Annotated in this window: 13 protein-coding genes; 5 read left to right on the top strand and 8 right to left on the bottom strand. The window is 61.2% G+C overall.

Annotated features, from left to right (window positions below; translation table 11 throughout):
* Positions 1-45: 45 nt before the first annotated feature.
* Together FFI94_RS02255 and FFI94_RS02250 are read left to right on the top strand one after the other, a co-directional pair.
* The gene (locus tag FFI94_RS02255) at positions 46-750 is read left to right on the top strand and encodes a response regulator transcription factor (protein WP_138871560.1); all 705 of its coding nucleotides are present in this window, start codon (positions 46-48) and stop codon (positions 748-750) included.
* A gap of 26 nt (positions 751-776) precedes the next feature.
* A complete protein-coding gene (locus tag FFI94_RS02250; protein WP_260683812.1) occupies positions 777-2,126 on the top strand; it encodes a sensor histidine kinase KdpD in 1,350 nt (449 codons plus the stop codon).
* On the opposite strand, the gene FFI94_RS02245 is transcribed toward FFI94_RS02250, so the two are convergent.
* The 7 genes from FFI94_RS02245 to FFI94_RS02215 form a co-directional block, all read right to left on the bottom strand.
* Positions 2,023-3,012, bottom strand: a complete 990-nt coding sequence (locus tag FFI94_RS02245; RefSeq protein ID WP_138871558.1) for a TIGR03557 family F420-dependent LLM class oxidoreductase — start codon at positions 3,010-3,012, stop codon at positions 2,023-2,025. The genes FFI94_RS02250 and FFI94_RS02245 overlap by 104 nt on opposite strands.
* Positions 3,013-3,288: 276 nt before the next feature.
* Positions 3,289-4,740 carry a catalase gene (locus FFI94_RS02240; RefSeq protein WP_138871557.1) on the bottom strand — a complete coding sequence of 484 codons (1,452 nt, stop codon included), beginning with the start codon at positions 4,738-4,740 and terminating at the stop codon, positions 3,289-3,291.
* Positions 4,741-4,790: 50 nt separating this feature from the next.
* Complete coding sequence (locus FFI94_RS02235; protein WP_138871556.1) at positions 4,791-5,279, bottom strand: Fur family transcriptional regulator; 489 nt, start codon at positions 5,277-5,279, stop codon at positions 4,791-4,793.
* 253 nt (positions 5,280-5,532) lie between these two features.
* Positions 5,533-6,180: a hypothetical protein gene (locus FFI94_RS02230; RefSeq protein ID WP_138871555.1), complete on the bottom strand. Its 648-nt coding sequence runs from the start codon at positions 6,178-6,180 to the stop codon at positions 5,533-5,535.
* Complete coding sequence (locus tag FFI94_RS02225) at positions 6,164-7,879, bottom strand: FAD-dependent oxidoreductase (protein WP_138871554.1); 1,716 nt, start codon at positions 7,877-7,879, stop codon at positions 6,164-6,166. The genes FFI94_RS02230 and FFI94_RS02225 overlap by 17 nt, the downstream gene beginning before the upstream one ends.
* Complete coding sequence (locus FFI94_RS02220; protein ID WP_138871553.1) at positions 7,876-9,360, bottom strand: NAD(P)/FAD-dependent oxidoreductase; 1,485 nt, start codon at positions 9,358-9,360, stop codon at positions 7,876-7,878. Before FFI94_RS02220 ends, FFI94_RS02225 begins: the two co-directional genes overlap by 4 nt.
* Positions 9,357-9,881 carry a TetR/AcrR family transcriptional regulator gene (locus tag FFI94_RS02215; protein WP_313905567.1) on the bottom strand — a complete coding sequence of 175 codons (525 nt, stop codon included), beginning with the start codon at positions 9,879-9,881 and terminating at the stop codon, positions 9,357-9,359. The genes FFI94_RS02220 and FFI94_RS02215 overlap by 4 nt, the downstream gene beginning before the upstream one ends.
* A gap of 183 nt (positions 9,882-10,064) precedes the next feature.
* Between FFI94_RS02215 and FFI94_RS02210 the strand changes: the two genes are divergently transcribed.
* Together FFI94_RS02210 and FFI94_RS02205 are read left to right on the top strand one after the other, a co-directional pair.
* Entirely contained in the window at positions 10,065-11,315 is a 1,251-nt protein-coding gene (locus FFI94_RS02210; protein ID WP_138871551.1) for an oxygenase MpaB family protein, read from the top strand.
* Between the two features lie 10 nt (positions 11,316-11,325).
* On the top strand, positions 11,326-12,381 hold the full coding sequence (locus FFI94_RS02205; protein WP_138871550.1) for a lipocalin-like domain-containing protein: 1,056 nt from the start codon (positions 11,326-11,328) through the stop codon (positions 12,379-12,381).
* 11 nt (positions 12,382-12,392) lie between these two features.
* On the opposite strand, the gene FFI94_RS02200 is transcribed toward FFI94_RS02205, so the two are convergent.
* Positions 12,393-12,944: a TetR/AcrR family transcriptional regulator gene (locus tag FFI94_RS02200; protein ID WP_138871549.1), complete on the bottom strand. Its 552-nt coding sequence runs from the start codon at positions 12,942-12,944 to the stop codon at positions 12,393-12,395.
* Positions 12,945-13,198: 254 nt separating this feature from the next.
* Here FFI94_RS02200 and FFI94_RS02195 point away from each other — a divergent pair, with 254 nt between their 5' ends.
* Entirely contained in the window at positions 13,199-14,974 is a 1,776-nt protein-coding gene (locus FFI94_RS02195) for a multicopper oxidase family protein (RefSeq protein WP_138871548.1), read from the top strand.
* Positions 14,975-14,985 lie beyond the last annotated feature (11 nt).

Below are 14,985 nucleotides of genomic sequence, written 5' to 3'. Positions count from 1 at the left end.
GGCCCTCGCTCGGTGTGAAGCCCCAGGCCGAAATCCGGTGGCACTATGGCTGGGGTGAGTACACGCGAGCGCATTCTGATCGTTGACGACGACGCAAAGGTACTGAACTCGCTCGAACGTGGATTGCGACTGTCTGGCTTCGACACGGCAACAGCGGTCGACGGCCGATCTGCCTTGGCCTCGGTGAGCAAACAGTGTCCGTCTGCCCTCGTTCTCGATGTCAACATGCCCGGCCTCGACGGCGTTGGGGTGGTGACAGCCTTGCGGGCGATCGGCAACGACGTCCCGATTTGTGTACTCAGCGCCCGAAGCTCCGTGGGTGACCGCATTGCCGGGTTGGAGGCGGGCGCCGACGACTACCTCACCAAGCCTTTCGAACTGGCGGAACTTGTTGCCAGACTGCGCGCCTTGCTACGACGCACGACGCGAAGCGCCCCAACTCTTGATCACCCGATCGTCGTGGGACCTCTGACGGTTGACCTGCGCGGCCATCGCGCCCACGTCGACGGCCGGAGAATCGAGCTGACCAAACGAGAATTCGACTTACTCTCCGTCCTCGCCGAACATGCCGGTGTGGTGCTGAGTCGGTCCCAGCTTCTGCGCCTCGTCTGGGGTTACGATTTTGCCGCCGATACCAATGTTGTCGATGTATTTGTCACCTACCTACGCAAGAAACTCGAAATCGACGGCGCCCCACGGGTGCTCCATACTGTCCGTGGAGTCGGCTTTGTCCTGCGGGCCGAACGATGAAGCGGCCGTTCTCCCTACAGACTCGAGTGGCTATCGCCTCGGGTCTGGCCGCCGGAATCGTGATTGCCACGATCGGAATTGCGTTCGCGGTCTTCTTGCGTGTCAACGGCTCCGAACAACTGGAACGCACCCTCGATTCCCTCACCCTCGGAGTCGCGGCGAGTGCGCCGAGCCCGGTCTTCATCGAAACACCGTCCGCAACAACAGAACCGTTCGTAGTCGACCCTGGATTCAATTCCACGACCATCAGCGCGTTGGCCACCACCGACGTCCGCAGTCGGGATGTTCTCGTGCCCGGCGACAGTGGCACGGCACTGGCTGTCAGTATCCCGGAAGACCCACTGACCCAGGCGATCCGCGAGCAGCAGGTCAAGGTGGCGGCTGCGGCAGTAATCGCGATTCTTGCCGCAGCCGGGCTCGGCTGGTTCCTCACCGGCCGAGCCGTCCGGCCTCTTGCGGAGTTGACCGAAACCACCAGCGCGATCGGTAATGATCTCGACGTCGAAGGGCTGTCCCTCCGGGCACCGTCAGTGCGTGGGACTCGCGAGGCCGAAGAACTGTCGGAAGCAATCCACAGCATGCTCAGTCGAATCGAACTCGATCGCAGCCGCACCGAGCAGGCATTGGAATCGGCTCGCGATTTCGCCCGAGTCTCAGCCCATGAACTACGCACACCGCTGACATCGATGCGCACCGATCTGGAAGTCCTCGCGACTTTGGAACTCACGGAAGACCAGCGTCGCGAGTTGGCGGGCGAGCTGTTGGCCGCTCAACGGCAGATCGAGTGCACCCTCACCGATTTGGAGACACTGGCACTGGGCGACGTGGCCGATCCCGAGGATTGTGACGACGTCGATCTGGTGGAGGTTGCCGATCGCGCCGTCGCGGATGCCGCTCGGCTGCACCCTCAGCTCGATTTTCGTTTGACTGCACCGGACGAGCTTTCAGTCCACGCCTTTCCGGCCGGAATCCGTTTGGTCTTGACCAACGCCGTCACCAATTCCGTCCGGCACGGTCACGCCGACACGGTCGAGATCACCGTCCGAGCAGGGGCAAGCAGAGGGTCCGCCACGATCTTCGTCGACGACAACGGCGCCGTGATAGACCCAACCGAGAGGGAAGCGATGTTCGAACGCTTTGTTCGCGGAACCGGCGCAGGCGAGTCCGGAAGCGGTCTGGGACTCGCCCTTGTCGCTCAACAGGCTCAATTGCACGGTGGCAGCGCACGACTCGACGCAAGCCCACTCGGCGGAACCCGATTGACCTTCTCGATCAACCCAATTCGACGTGCAGCGCCTCCAGCAGCGGTTTTGCAGCCTCGTCGAAAAAGCGGTCTTGCGTATCGCCGCCGATCTGTATCAGCGCCACATCGGTGAAACCCGCATCCTTGTATGCCTTGACGGCTTCGACGATCGCATCGAGATCGGGACCGCACGGGATATTTTCTGCCACATCTTCTTTGCGGACGAACTGCGACGCCGCAGCAAACCCGGCCGGGGTCGGCAGTTCGGAATTCACCGGCCAACCGAGGCCGAACCACCGGAACTGCTGATGCGCACGGGCAACAGCGACGTCCCGATCGTCATCCCAGGAAATCGGAATCTGGCCGACGGCCTTGCGCGCCGGGGGAAGCCCGAACGCGCGACCATGCACATGTTTCCATTGATGAACGAGCCGCGAATCCGGTGCGACACCGATCAGATCGTCTGCCATCGGCCCGAATCGCTCGACGGACTTGTCCCCGGACATCGCGATTGCGAGCGGGACGGGAATTTCGGGCAGATCCCAGATACGAGCCGACTGAACGTCGAAGTACTCGCCCTTCCAGCTCACCAGATCACCGGAATGCAGAGCCCGAATGATGGCCACTGCTTCTTCCAGCATGTCCATCCTGGCATCGATCGACGGCCATCCGTCACCGACCACGTGCTCGTTGAGACACTCGCCGGTGCCTAATCCGAGCGTGAACCGCCCGTCTGCGAGTATCTGCATCGTTGCCGCCTTCTGCGCGATCACCACCGGGTGATATCGAATGCTCGGACACGTCACATAGGTCATCAGATCAACCGATCCGGTGGCGTGCGCAATCGCGCCGAGAACCGACCAAGCGTACGGGGCGTGACCCTGTTCGGTCAGCCACGGCGAGTAGTGATCACTCATCACCTCGAAGTCGAACCCGGCCTGCTCGGCCCGAACCGCATGCCGGATCAGGTCCTTGGGCCCAGCCTGCTCCGTCATCAACGTGCAGCCGATACGCATCATGGCCGATCCTCTCCTGAACCCAGGTGTCACAAGGGACCGCACAGACAGTCCTACGACTCGACTGCCCGCCGAAGCCTCAGTCGAAACAGTGCCGGCACGCGCGGATCATGGAATGTACGTCGAAGTGAAGGAGAATCGTCGTGGATTTTGTCGTCGAATTCATTCTTGCAACGTTGTTCTACTGGTGGGGGCTGCTGTAAAACAAGAAAATGCGGGCCGCTGCAAGGAGTTGGATTCCCTTGCAGCGGCCCGCATTCTTACGTGCGAGGTCGCCCGTTACTGACCGGCGCGCACACCTTCTTCGACGCGCTTGCCCAGATCGGCGTCCACGTTCTTCCAGTACTCGAAGACGCGCAGCAGAACTGCTTCGCTCACTCCGTCCGATGCATGGCCGACGATGTTGCTCACGAGGCGCTCACGCGCAGCGTCATCGAGGACCTCGCGGACCAAGGTTCCGGCCTGAGTGAAATCGCCGTCCTCAGCGTGTTCGATGTATCCGGCGCGTACTGCTTCACCGTCGAACGACCACAGGCCCTCGTCACCGGCAACCGACGGATCGGCGTGCGGTCCGCCGTACGAGTTGGGCGCGTACACCGGTGTCGACGGCGAGTTGAAGCTGTACCGCATGGCGCCCTCCTTGGAGTAGGAGTTCACCTCGTTCTTCGGCGCATTGACCGGCAGATCGGCGTAGTTGGTGCCGATGCGGTAGCGATGGGCGTCGGCGTAGGAGAACACCCGGCCGAGGAGCATCTTGTCCGGGCTGAATCCGATGCCAGGCACCACGTTCGACGGCTCGAACGACGCTTGCTCGATCTGCGCGAAGAAGTTCTCCGGGTTGCGGTTGAGGGTCCACTTGCCGACCTCGATGAGCGGGTAGTCCTTCTGGGACCACACCTTCGTGAGGTCGAACGGGTTGAAGCGGTAGCCCTCGGCCTCGTCGACCGGCATGATCTGGACGTTCATGGTCCAGCTCGGGAAGTTGCCGGCTTCGATGGCGTTGTACAGATCCGCGCGGTGGTAATCGGGATCGCTGCCCGCGAGGCTGTCAGCTTCTGCCTGCGTCAGGAACTCGATGCCCTGATCGGTCTTGAAGTGGTACTTCACCCAGAAACGCTCACCGGCAGCGTTGACCCACTGATACGTGTGCGAGCCGAAGCCGTCCATGTTGCGCCACGTCTTCGGAATGCCGCGGTCACCCATCAGCCACGTCACCTGATGAGCGGATTCGGGACGCAGAGTCCAGAAATCCCACTGCATGTCGTGATCGCGCAGACCCGAACCCGGTAGACGCTTCTGCGAACGGATGAAGTCGGGGAACTTGATGGCGTCCTTGATGAAGAACACGGGGGTGTTGTTGCCGACGAGGTCGTAGTTGCCCTCTTCGGTGTAGAACTTCATGGCAAACCCGCGCGGGTCGCGCCACGTGTCCGGAGAACCCTGCTCACCGGCGACGGTCGAGAAACGCACCAGCGATTCGGTCTTCTTGCCGGGCTGCAAGAAATTGGCCTTGGTGTACTTGCTGACGTCGTTCGTGATGACAAGTTCACCGAAAGCGCCGCCGCCCTTGGCGTGCACGACGCGCTCCGGGACGCGCTCGCGGTTGAACTGGGCCAGCTTCTCGATCAGGTAGTGGTCGTGAAGCAGGACCGGTCCCTGAATACCTGCGGTCAACGACTCGTCGTCGCTGGCTACCGGGATACCGAAGTTGTTCGTGGTGGGCTTGGTCATGGCAAAGCCTCCTAAAGTCAAAGGGGTTGTGCGGCAAAAGGGCCGTACTGTTAGCGGGCTGCTTCGTGATTCTGTGAAACCGCGTCGGAGACATTGTTCGACTCGGCAGAACTCGTCAGGCAATCGTTGCAACGGCCCCAGAACACGACCTCGGCTTCATCGATCTCGAAGCCGTGATAATCGGACGGTTCCAGGCAGGGAGCTTGGCCGACAACACAATCGACGTCGACGACCTTGCCGCAGCTACGACACACGAGATGGTGATGGTTGTCCCCAGTTCTCGTCTCGAACCGTGCGGGCGAACCCGCGGGCTCGATGCGTCGTAGCAACCCTGCGTTCACGCATGCCTTCAGCACGTCGTAAACAGCCTGGGTGGATACGGATCCCAACTGTTGCCGCACCTGCGCTGCAACAGAATCTGCGTCTGAATGCGGTTGGGCTGTAACCGCATTCAGAACTGCAAGACGAGGTGCAGTGACTCGCAACCCGGCCGCACGCAGTTGCGCCCGGAGGTCGAGATCCTGCCCGTCGTCATGCATGGTTCCCAGTATGCGCCTTTTCTGGAATTAGTCAAGAAAAGGGTTACCTAACCATATTCGTGACTCGGGTCACAGCCCGCGTCCGGGAACAAAACGGCTCGCGAGTCCGTTGATCACTTCGTCGGCGCCCGAACAAGCCCCGGGCCCCACCCCATTGTCGCTGCGAGCGACCTACCGCCGAGAGGCGCCTGTGGGGCGTCGACGCCGAAGGCCGCCCAGTCATTGCACTGAGCGGCCTTCATCTTCTTTCGGTCTATTTTCGCTTGGCGGGGCCGGTCCTCATCTTTCCTTCCGTGATGACAATTCCATGATGTGAGCCTGCTACCAGCCAATTCGGCAACGTCGGCCCCACGGAATCAACGTCGACACGTGCGTAGCGGAACCGACCGGCGAGCCGCGCCGACGCGAGAGCCAACCGCCCGTCATCGGTGGGTTGCGCAAAACCCAGAGCTCCCACGATGGGCAGAGTTGGCCCCTTTGCCCGGGCGGCGGTGTTCACCTTCCACCCGTCCCCCTGCGCAGCCGTACTTCCGAGGACATCCCCGTCGAACTGCGCAAGAACCTTCGGCAGTTCCCAATGAGTGCGGCCACCGTGCACCGAAGCTTCCGAATCCACCGCGATGAAGGGCACCCCCATCCGAGGCATCGGCCCGATCCGCCTACCCGGCATCCGCAGCACCGGACTGGCCAGGATCTCTCGGTACGGCCCCACCGGAGAGTCCAAGTAATCGACCATCATCGCCAAGGTCATCGGGATAGTTCGGCCGCCTTGCCCGAGCTCACGGGCCGCCGACGTGCTCCGATGCCACCACAACGTGGCCCGGACACGCGCGGGCCACGGCGGCGGATCACTCACCGGCCAGTCGGCGGCTTGGCTTGTCGATTCAGGGACGCTCCACATCTGGCACCTTCTCGGTTCGGAGAATCAGGGGAAGTCGCAGGGCTCCCGGAGCATGCTCGGGCACCACCGGGCTGGACGGCAACGTCGGATCGAGGCGAACATACGGAGCCCCTACCGCCGGCCGAGCGTCATCGGTGCCGGCGTTGGGCCACAGCGCGCATGCACGCTCAGCTTGCGCGGTGATGGTCAACGAGGGATTCACACCAAGATTGGCACTCACCACCGAACCGTCCATCACGTGCAGCCCGTTGTACCCGTACACACGCAGATACGGATCGACGACGCCCGCAGACGGTGAGTCGCCTATCGCGCACCCGCCGAGGAAGTGTGCCGTCATCGGAATATTCACGATCTCGGCGATGGAACCACCCGGATCACCGTCGATCTTCTGCGCCACTTTACGAATAGCGGTGTGGCCTTGCGGAATCCACGTCGGTGGCGGATCACCGGGACCAGGGCGACTGGTAAGCGAGCGTCCGAACCTTCTTTTGTTCTTGGACAGCTCGAGAGAATTGTCGTCCGTCTGCATCACCAGAGCAATGACGGTCCGCTCGGACCAGTTCCGCACCGACAGTGACCGAGCAAAGGCGCCCGGATGGCGCGCAGCCACGGCCAGCGTCTTCAAAATCCGCGGCACCTTCCCACCACCGTCGCTGAGAACAGTTTGCAGGAGGCCGATTGCATTGCTGCCCTTTCCGTATCGCACGGGTTCGATGTGCGTGTGATCGTCCGGATGGAACGACGACGTGATGGCAACACCCTGCGTGAAGTCGCGTCGACGCGACTTCGAGGTTGCGGCAAGCACCGCTTCGGAATTGGTGCGAACCACAGTGCCCAGCGCATTCGACAGACGCGGCAGCGCGCCGGACTCCTTCATCCCGAGCAACAGCCGTGCTGTTCCATACGTGCCGGCAGCCACCACTACCTGATCAGCAGTGAAAACCTGTTCGCGCTTTCGGATACCGTCCGTCCGCCGAGCGAGCAGTTGGTACCCACCGGCATCACGCGGCCGGAGATCGGTGACGGTTGTCAGCGGATGAACTTGCGCCCCAGCATTTTCAGCCAAGTGCAGATAATTCTTGACCAATGTGTTCTTCGCGCCGACGCGGCACCCCGTCATGCAGCCACCGCATTCGGTACACCCCGTTCTCTCCGGCCCTTTCCCGCCGAAGAACGGATCGGGCACGGACACTCCGGCATCCCCGAAGAAGACGCCAACTGGTGTGGACGTGAATGTCTCGCCCACGCCCATTTCCTCGGCCACTTCCTTCATCACCGCGTCGGCCGGAGTGAACGACGGGTTGGTTCGCACACCCAACATTCGTTTTGCCTGGTCGTAGTACGGCTCCAACTCGTCTCGCCAGTCGGTGATGTGTGCCCACTGCCGGTCCTCGAAGAATCGCTTGGGTGGCTGATACAGGGTGTTGGCGTAATTGAGTGATCCGCCGCCAACTCCGGAACCTGCCATGACCAGAACATCCGGGAGAAGGTGAATGCGTTGAACCCCGTAACACCCGATCCACGGCGCCCACAGGTACTTTCGCAGTCGCCAACTGGTTTCGGGGAGCTCGTCGTCGGAGAATCTGCGACCTGACTCGAGCACTCCGACGCGATAGCCTTTCTCCGTCAGACGAAGAGCGGCGACGCTACCGCCGAACCCCGATCCGATGACTACGACGTCGTAGTGCGTTGCGCTCATGCGTCGACGCTTTCGATCTTCCGGGCCGAGTAGTTCTCCCGATCGAATTTCCCGAGGAGGGAACGAAATGTGAAGGTAAACGTCGGCCACTGCACCGAGTTACGCCCCTCGGCATCGATGTACCAGCTCGAGCAGCCGCCTTTGTTCCACACCGTGTGCTTCAGCTCGTGCTGGACTCCCTTGTTGTACTGCGCCTGTGCCGACTCATCTACGTCGAGTGCGTCGAGCCCCTCGCGCTTCATGATGTTCAACGCGTCGTTGACGTACTCGGCCTGGGACTCGAGCATGTACACGATCGAGCTGTGGCCGAGGTTGGTGTTGGGACCGTACATGAGGAACAGATTCGGAAAGCCGCTGACCGTCGTTCCCTTGTACGCGCTGGGGCTTCCGTTCCACCGTTCGGCCAGCGTTGCGCCGTGCTTCCCCGTTATCAGGTGTGCAACAGGTGGTTCCGTCGGCGTGAATCCGGTTGCGAAGATGATGGTGTCGACTTTGTGTTCTATGCCGTGCCCGTCGACCACTCCGTCTTCGGTGACCGAGACGAGCCCACTGTCGATCAGGCTCACGTCCGCGCGATCGAGGGTTCGCAACCAGTCGTTGGACAGGAGCATTCGCTTGCAACCGATGGTGAAGTCGGGGGTCAGTTTCCGGCGCAACTCGCGGTCCTTCACCTGTCGCCGCAGATGTGCCTTTGCCACCATCTCGAAAGCCGGTAACACCCAGGTGGCGTGCGACATTGCCGCGCCCAGCGCCTCGCGAAAACCGTAGACGGTTCCGCGAACAGCCTTCTGCGCAGCGGGAACCTTGGTGTACAAAGACTTTTGAAGTGGAGGAAGTGATCTATCCGCCCGCGGAATAACCCAGGCGGGAGTCCGCTGGAACACGGCGACATGAGCTGCCTTGTCGACGATTTCGGGAACGAATTGCACTGCCGACGCACCCGTACCGATCACCGCGATGCGCTCGCCCCGCAGATCGTGCTCGTGGTTCCACGTCGCGGAATGGAAAGTGGTTCCCGAGAATTGGTCGAGACCGGGAAAGTCGGGAACCCTGGGCGTGGACAGTGCTCCGGTCGCAGCCACCAGAGCCTTGGCCGTCAACACCCCTCGAGAAGTCTGCACGTGCCACAACGCCATATCCTCGTCCCAGACCGCGGCTTCGAGTTCGCAGTTCAGAACCACTCGATCTCCGATACCGGTGTCAGCAGCCACCTTCTTCAAGTAGGCAAAGATCTCCGGCTGACGGGCAAAGGTATGACTCCAGTCTGCGCTCGGCGCAAAGGAATACGAGTACAACGCCGTCGGCACGTCGCACGCACAGCCCGGGTAGGTGTTGTCTCGCCAGGTGCCACCGACGTCGGCGGCGCGCTCGATCAGCACGATATCCGCGGCCGGGTCGTCGCGAAGCACTCTGGCCGCCAGGCCCATACCGGCAAATCCGGCGCCGACGATCAGCGTTTCGACATGTTCGGGAAGTTTCACTTGTTCTCCACTCGGGATTGCCAGGCCGGCAGCAGTCGCGCGCGCAGCGCTTCGTCGGCTTCCGGGGTACGGAACAGGGCGGACACCGCAAGCCCTCGGACAAGTTCGACAGTCAATTCGACTGTCTCGGAATCGAAGCGATCGCCGAAGACTTCGGCGCTACCGAATTCGAGAGCCTCGCTCACCTTGCGCTCGAGCGGCACGGTCGCCGCATGCAGTGCGGGGTCGGTGCGAGCCGCCACCCACAGTTCGAGTGCTGCGTAGAACAGCGGACCGGAAAATGCGTCGGCAAGTACCTCCAAACCGCGGCCGCTATCCACCTCCGCCGACAGGATTTCCGCCAGTCGTTTGTCCACCAGATATTCGACCGCGGCGACGACCAGCGATTCCTTGGTCGGGAAATGATGGAGTTGAGTGCCGCGCGAGACACCCGCTCGGCGAGCGATCTCCTGGGTGCTCGTCCGTGCGTAACCCAGTTCGACCAGCGATTCGATCGCCGCATCGAGCAGTCGCCCGCGCATCGTGGCCGTGCGTTCTGCCTGCGTACGGCTTGCTTTCAGATCGGAAGTGGTCTCGGTCACACAATGACTGTAGATCGAAAAGAGAAAACAGTCCAGGCTGACTTCAAATAATTCTTTCGGAGTTCCCACTCAGTACCATACGGTAGGGTATGTTCAATCCTGACTCTGCTTCGAGGCGGTGACATGACGGCACGTGATCGAACACCGACCGCGTTTCCCTACTGGGAAGGCATACGCAAACCCGGAATCGCCCGCGCCCGCACGATCGTCAGAAAACTGACCGGCAGTGACATCTTCCCCACCACGGAACAGGCACAACACTTCTGCAACGACCTCTTCGCGGGAGACCCCGTCGCCGAACGATTTGTCGAAGAAGTCTTCCACGGTGAGATCGGGGCGAAAGCCGGCCGCGCCATGCTCGAAACCGCCCTCACCCACGGTATCGACGCCCTGCCTGACGCTCCGGAATCCATGCGCGTGCTGTTCGAGGAATTCGAAACGGTACCGGACTGGGTTGATCCGGCACTGGTCGAGCAGGGAGCGGCAATCTGGCGGCGCTGGGGCACAATGCTGTTCAGTTTCGCGGGAGCGGAAACACTGGAGATCTACACCGAATCGGCAGTTGCCACCCCACTCTCTCTCGCCGGTGGTTATGCGGGCGACAACGCACTACGACGGTTCCTCGAGACCTGCCGATTCTGGATCGACGTGTCGCAACCGGGAGCACTGCTCCAACCTGGATCCGGTGGTCGCGCAACCGCTCTCAAGGTTCGTGTGATGCACGTGTCCGTGCGGTCACGAGTAGCCAATCACCCGGAATGGGATACTTCGAAGTGGGGGCTTCCGATCAGTCAGAGCTACATGCTCCTGACCTTGATCGCCGGAAGCGTCACCCCGGGACTCGCACTATGGACACTCGGCTACCACACCACACCATCCGAGGTCCGGGCTCTGATCCACTTCCAGAAGTACATGGGACACCTTCTGGGGGTGCGCGTCACGTGGTACCCGGAAACCGCGACGGATTCCCTACGCGCTCTTGCCATGACGATTGTGTCGAGGTCGTACGACTCCGGCAAGCACGGTAGCGAACTGATCGAGAGTTACCCGAAAGCCTTTGCTCCGCGCGACGGCCATCGCGGGCTCACTCGGTTACGGGAGGCGTATAACTTTCGCATCAATTCGGTGTACGCCGCGATGTTCATGGCGCCGGGCACACGGCGGAAGTACCGGATGCCCGGTGTCATTCCCTGGCTACTCATTCCCCTACTGAGATTCCCGCTCATCACCGCAATGGAATTGGTCAGACGCTTTGTTCCCGGCGCCGGCAAAATCGTGGAAAAGACGATGGTCAGGCATCGCGAAAACTGGTACCACGCCCAAATGAATGGCCGCGAGGCCGCATTCGATGCAAGCGGCGCACTACGCCGATAGGAGTCGCTCGATGACCACCATGAATATCGTGGAAGCGTGGAACGGACCCGGACGCAAGGACGGTGAGATCACTCGAACGCGCCCGAGCGACAACGGTGCGCACCCGTCCGACAACAAATTTGCTTTCGAGCACTGGTACTTCGACGCGCATCTCGACAGTGGGCACATCGTGGTTGCGATGCTTCAACTGCGTGAACTCGTCAATCGCAAACCCGGAATCGAAATCCATGTCTACTCCCCGGACGGTACGCGCCGGGAAGTCGTCACACCGTATTCCGCCGCCGACGTCAGCGCGTCAACGGAACGATGCGACGTTCGGATTGGCCCGAACACCGCTGTAGCAGAATTCGATTCGGGTGACCTGCCGGTGCACAGAGTGCATCTCGAAGAAGAGGACATCGTGTTCGATCTCGAATTTCGCAACGAGGTACCGAGTTGGATGCCCGGCCGGGGACAGACCACCTACGGCGACACCGAGTTCTTCGCCTGGGTTGTCGGCGCTCCGCGCGCCTCGGTGACGGGCACCGTCACTATCGGCGCAGCCACACTCGATGCCCGTGGTCGCGGCTATCACGACCACAACTGGGGCGTCGGGGACATGAAGCGGATCATCGATCGCTGGTACTGGGGCCGGTTGTATGTCGACGATTTCTCACTGGTGTACGCCACCGTGCACACCCAGAAGAAATACGGCGAGCATTGGTCCCTGCCACTGATGTTGGCCCGCGGTGACGATGTCGTCCTGAGCAACGGTGAACTGGAGATGACCGAGGGGCCGGCGGTTTTCCACGACGTTGCGAATCGATCGTTTCCGTCGACGCTGCGTCTGCACATTCCGGGTTCGGTGGATCTCACGCTGACGGTGCGCGAGGTAGTTCATGCGCACGACTTCCTGGCTGACGTTCCGGTAGCCCGAACCCGACTGGTCAAGCCCATACTGAATCGACTTCTCGGCCGCCCCGGATACTTCCGCTTCCGTTCCGACTTCTTACTGAAGGTGACGATCGACGGGGAAACGATCGAGCGGACGGGATCAACTCTGCACGAGATGGTTGCGCTCAAGTGAGGGCAACATAGTCAGTTTTTCTGCGTCAACAGAGTGAAGATCTTTCGGAGCTCAGCGCTGGTTGGCGTCGGGAGACTGCCGCGGCCGTGCACAAACCCGATTCCGGCATACACCAGAGCACCCGCCCGCAGGCGCGCACCTTCAGCGTCGAAATTCAACTCCAACAGTGCTTCCTGGATGATGTCGAAGATCCGTTGATCGAGCTGACGTACAGCCTCTGCAACCTTCTCGTCGCTTCGCGCCCATTCGCGTACCGCGATCTCGACCGACCAATTGCGCTCGTCGATCAGTAGTTGGGCCATCATCTCGAATCGCTGCTCTACGGGAATGGATTCGATTGCCGCGAGCCCTCGCACGGCGTCGTTCTGTGTGCCGCACCAATAGTCGGCCATCGCTTCCATCAGTGCGCCGATATCGTCGAAATGCCAGTAGAAGCTACCTTTGGTGACTCCGAGTTCGTCACACAGCGTGGAGATCTTGACCCCGGAAACCCCCTCTCGCACGAGGAGATCAAAGGCCGCGTCGAGCCAACTCTCGACACTCAGACGGTTGGCCCGCGCCATCAGAGCAGCTCGTTCTCGCGGGCGCGTTCAGTTCTCACTCTCACACGTCGATCATAGATGCCTACGGTTGTTCGATCGCATCACCGGATCGTTCGACAATGAACCCGCTCCGTAGGTCACCGTGTCCACCACCCCAGAGTCACGCATGTTTCGAATCCTGCTGCATCGAAGTGTATTTCATCGATCCGCAGGCAACATCGCTGTCCATACCATACGGTGTGGTATGTAATACATTCTGGGAGGAGGCGTGAACGGTGAGCCACGAGTTCACGCGGCGTGCATTGCTCCGTGCAATCGGCCTCGCTGGAACCAGTGCAGCTTTGGTGTCGGCCACCCGTACGCCACCCCGGAGCGAACTGCGCAGTCCACTGATCTTTCACTCTCCTCCCATGACGCCCTTCGTCGACGAACTCCCGCGGCCGCGTGTTATTTCGGGAACCACACTCTCGCTCGACGCCGCGGTACACCGCCACCAATTCCACCGAGATTTCGACGCCGTGCCATCGCTGGGCTTCGGCGGTGACAACTACCTGGGCCCCACCATCGAATGTCATGCCGGAGAGGCACTCACACTGAATTTCACCAACCGACTCGAAAACCATCCACTGGCGCTCGACATGGACACCAGCATCCACGGAGTCACCGAAGATCACCGACGTGCGCCGCCGTCGTCGCTGCACCTACATGGCGGCGTCACACCACCCGGCAGCGACGGGCATCCACTACGAGCCATTGCTCCCGGACGCAGCATCACACACCATTTTCCGAACGAACAGCACGCGGGCCATTTGTGGTATCACGACCACGCCATGGGCATCACTCGATTGAATGTCTACGCCGGGTTGGCCGGTCAGTATTTCCTGCGCGACGAATTCGACACCGGCCGGCGCGGCAACCCTCTGAGACTACCCGCCGAAGACTACGAGATGCCCCTGATTCTCCAGGAAAAGATCTTCACAGCCGACGGGTATCAATCCATCCGTTCGACTCCGATCGTCCCGCAAGGTTCCTGGGAGGGCGGCGCCGTCGGAGACGTCGGTGTGGTCAACGGCAAGGTCTGGCCGCGAATGAATGTCGCGCGGGGGCTGTACCGCTTCCGCATCATCAACGCCGGGTCGTACAGCGTGTGGAACCTCCACTTCAGCAACGGAATGCACTTCGCGGTTATCGGCAACGAACATGGCCTGCTCGACGCTCCGGTGCGTGCGGCGAGCTTTCGGCTCTCACCCGGCGAACGCATCGACGTGCTCGTGGACTTCTCCGGCTTCCGCGAAGGTGATGCCGTCGAATTGATCAACGACGAGCAACCGCCCTTTCAAGCTGCGATGCTCGGCGAGGTGACAATGCCGGCCTTCTGCCGTTTCGTCGCCGATTCCCGTCGCGGGTTCACCGGCAGTGTGCCGAACTCGCTTCGCGGTGGCGCACGGCAACCGTCGGCGCTTCCGCCGCTCGAGGTTCCCACCCAGGTCCGAACCGTGACCGTCTCGCAGCCGTACGCAGTCCGCGTACCACCCGCAATCATGTCTCTCAACAATCTGCGCTTCGACAGTACCGACATCGAACTGCCCCGCCAGGGCACCGTAGAACAATGGGACATCGTCAACATCACGCCAGACCCACATCCGATTCACCTGCACCTTGTGATGTTCCGCATTCTCGGACGAGTACCTCTGAAGACATTCGAATATCAAGCGGCACATCCTCAACCGCCGATCGGTTCCAAGTGGACGCCTGCTGTCGACGGGTTTCTCGGGGGCCCCATGATCGCGCCGGCGCCCTGGGAGTCCGGCTGGAAGGACACCGTGCGGGTCGACGGCGGCACCGTCACCCGAATCATCGTCCGATTTCCCACCGCCGAGGAACTCGGATTCGATCCGGATGCATTGTTCAGCCCGGATGACTATCTACCCACCATGGCCCATGCTGATCATCACCCTGCGGCACAACAGATCCAGGGTTACGTGTGGCATTGCCACATTCTCGACCACGAGGACCACGACATGATGCTGAAATATCGTACGGTCCGATGACCTCGACTCCC

The organism is Rhodococcus sp. KBS0724 (assembly GCF_005938745.2).
GTDB lineage: Bacteria > Actinomycetota > Actinomycetes > Mycobacteriales > Mycobacteriaceae > Rhodococcus_F.
This window is presented reverse-complemented; position numbering and strand designations above follow the sequence as displayed.

Excerpts from the sequence above, each read along its gene's own strand:
- FFI94_RS02255 (WP_138871560.1), top strand. The coding sequence starts at position 46 with ATGGCTGGGGTGAGTACACGCGAGCGCATTCTGATCGTTGACGACGAC.
- FFI94_RS02245 (WP_138871558.1), bottom strand. The coding sequence starts at position 3,012 with ATGATGCGTATCGGCTGCACGTTGATGACGGAGCAGGCTGGGCCCAAG.
- FFI94_RS02240 (WP_138871557.1), bottom strand. The coding sequence starts at position 4,740 with ATGACCAAGCCCACCACGAACAACTTCGGTATCCCGGTAGCCAGCGAC.
- FFI94_RS02235 (WP_138871556.1), bottom strand. The coding sequence starts at position 5,279 with ATGCATGACGACGGGCAGGATCTCGACCTCCGGGCGCAACTGCGTGCG.
- FFI94_RS02230 (WP_138871555.1), bottom strand. The coding sequence starts at position 6,180 with ATGTGGAGCGTCCCTGAATCGACAAGCCAAGCCGCCGACTGGCCGGTG.
- FFI94_RS02225 (WP_138871554.1), bottom strand. The coding sequence starts at position 7,879 with ATGAGCGCAACGCACTACGACGTCGTAGTCATCGGATCGGGGTTCGGC.
- FFI94_RS02215 (WP_313905567.1), bottom strand. The coding sequence starts at position 9,881 with ATGCGCGGGCGACTGCTCGATGCGGCGATCGAATCGCTGGTCGAACTG.
- FFI94_RS02210 (WP_138871551.1), top strand. The coding sequence starts at position 10,065 with ATGACGGCACGTGATCGAACACCGACCGCGTTTCCCTACTGGGAAGGC.
- FFI94_RS02205 (WP_138871550.1), top strand. The coding sequence starts at position 11,326 with ATGACCACCATGAATATCGTGGAAGCGTGGAACGGACCCGGACGCAAG.
- FFI94_RS02200 (WP_138871549.1), bottom strand. The coding sequence starts at position 12,944 with ATGGCGCGGGCCAACCGTCTGAGTGTCGAGAGTTGGCTCGACGCGGCC.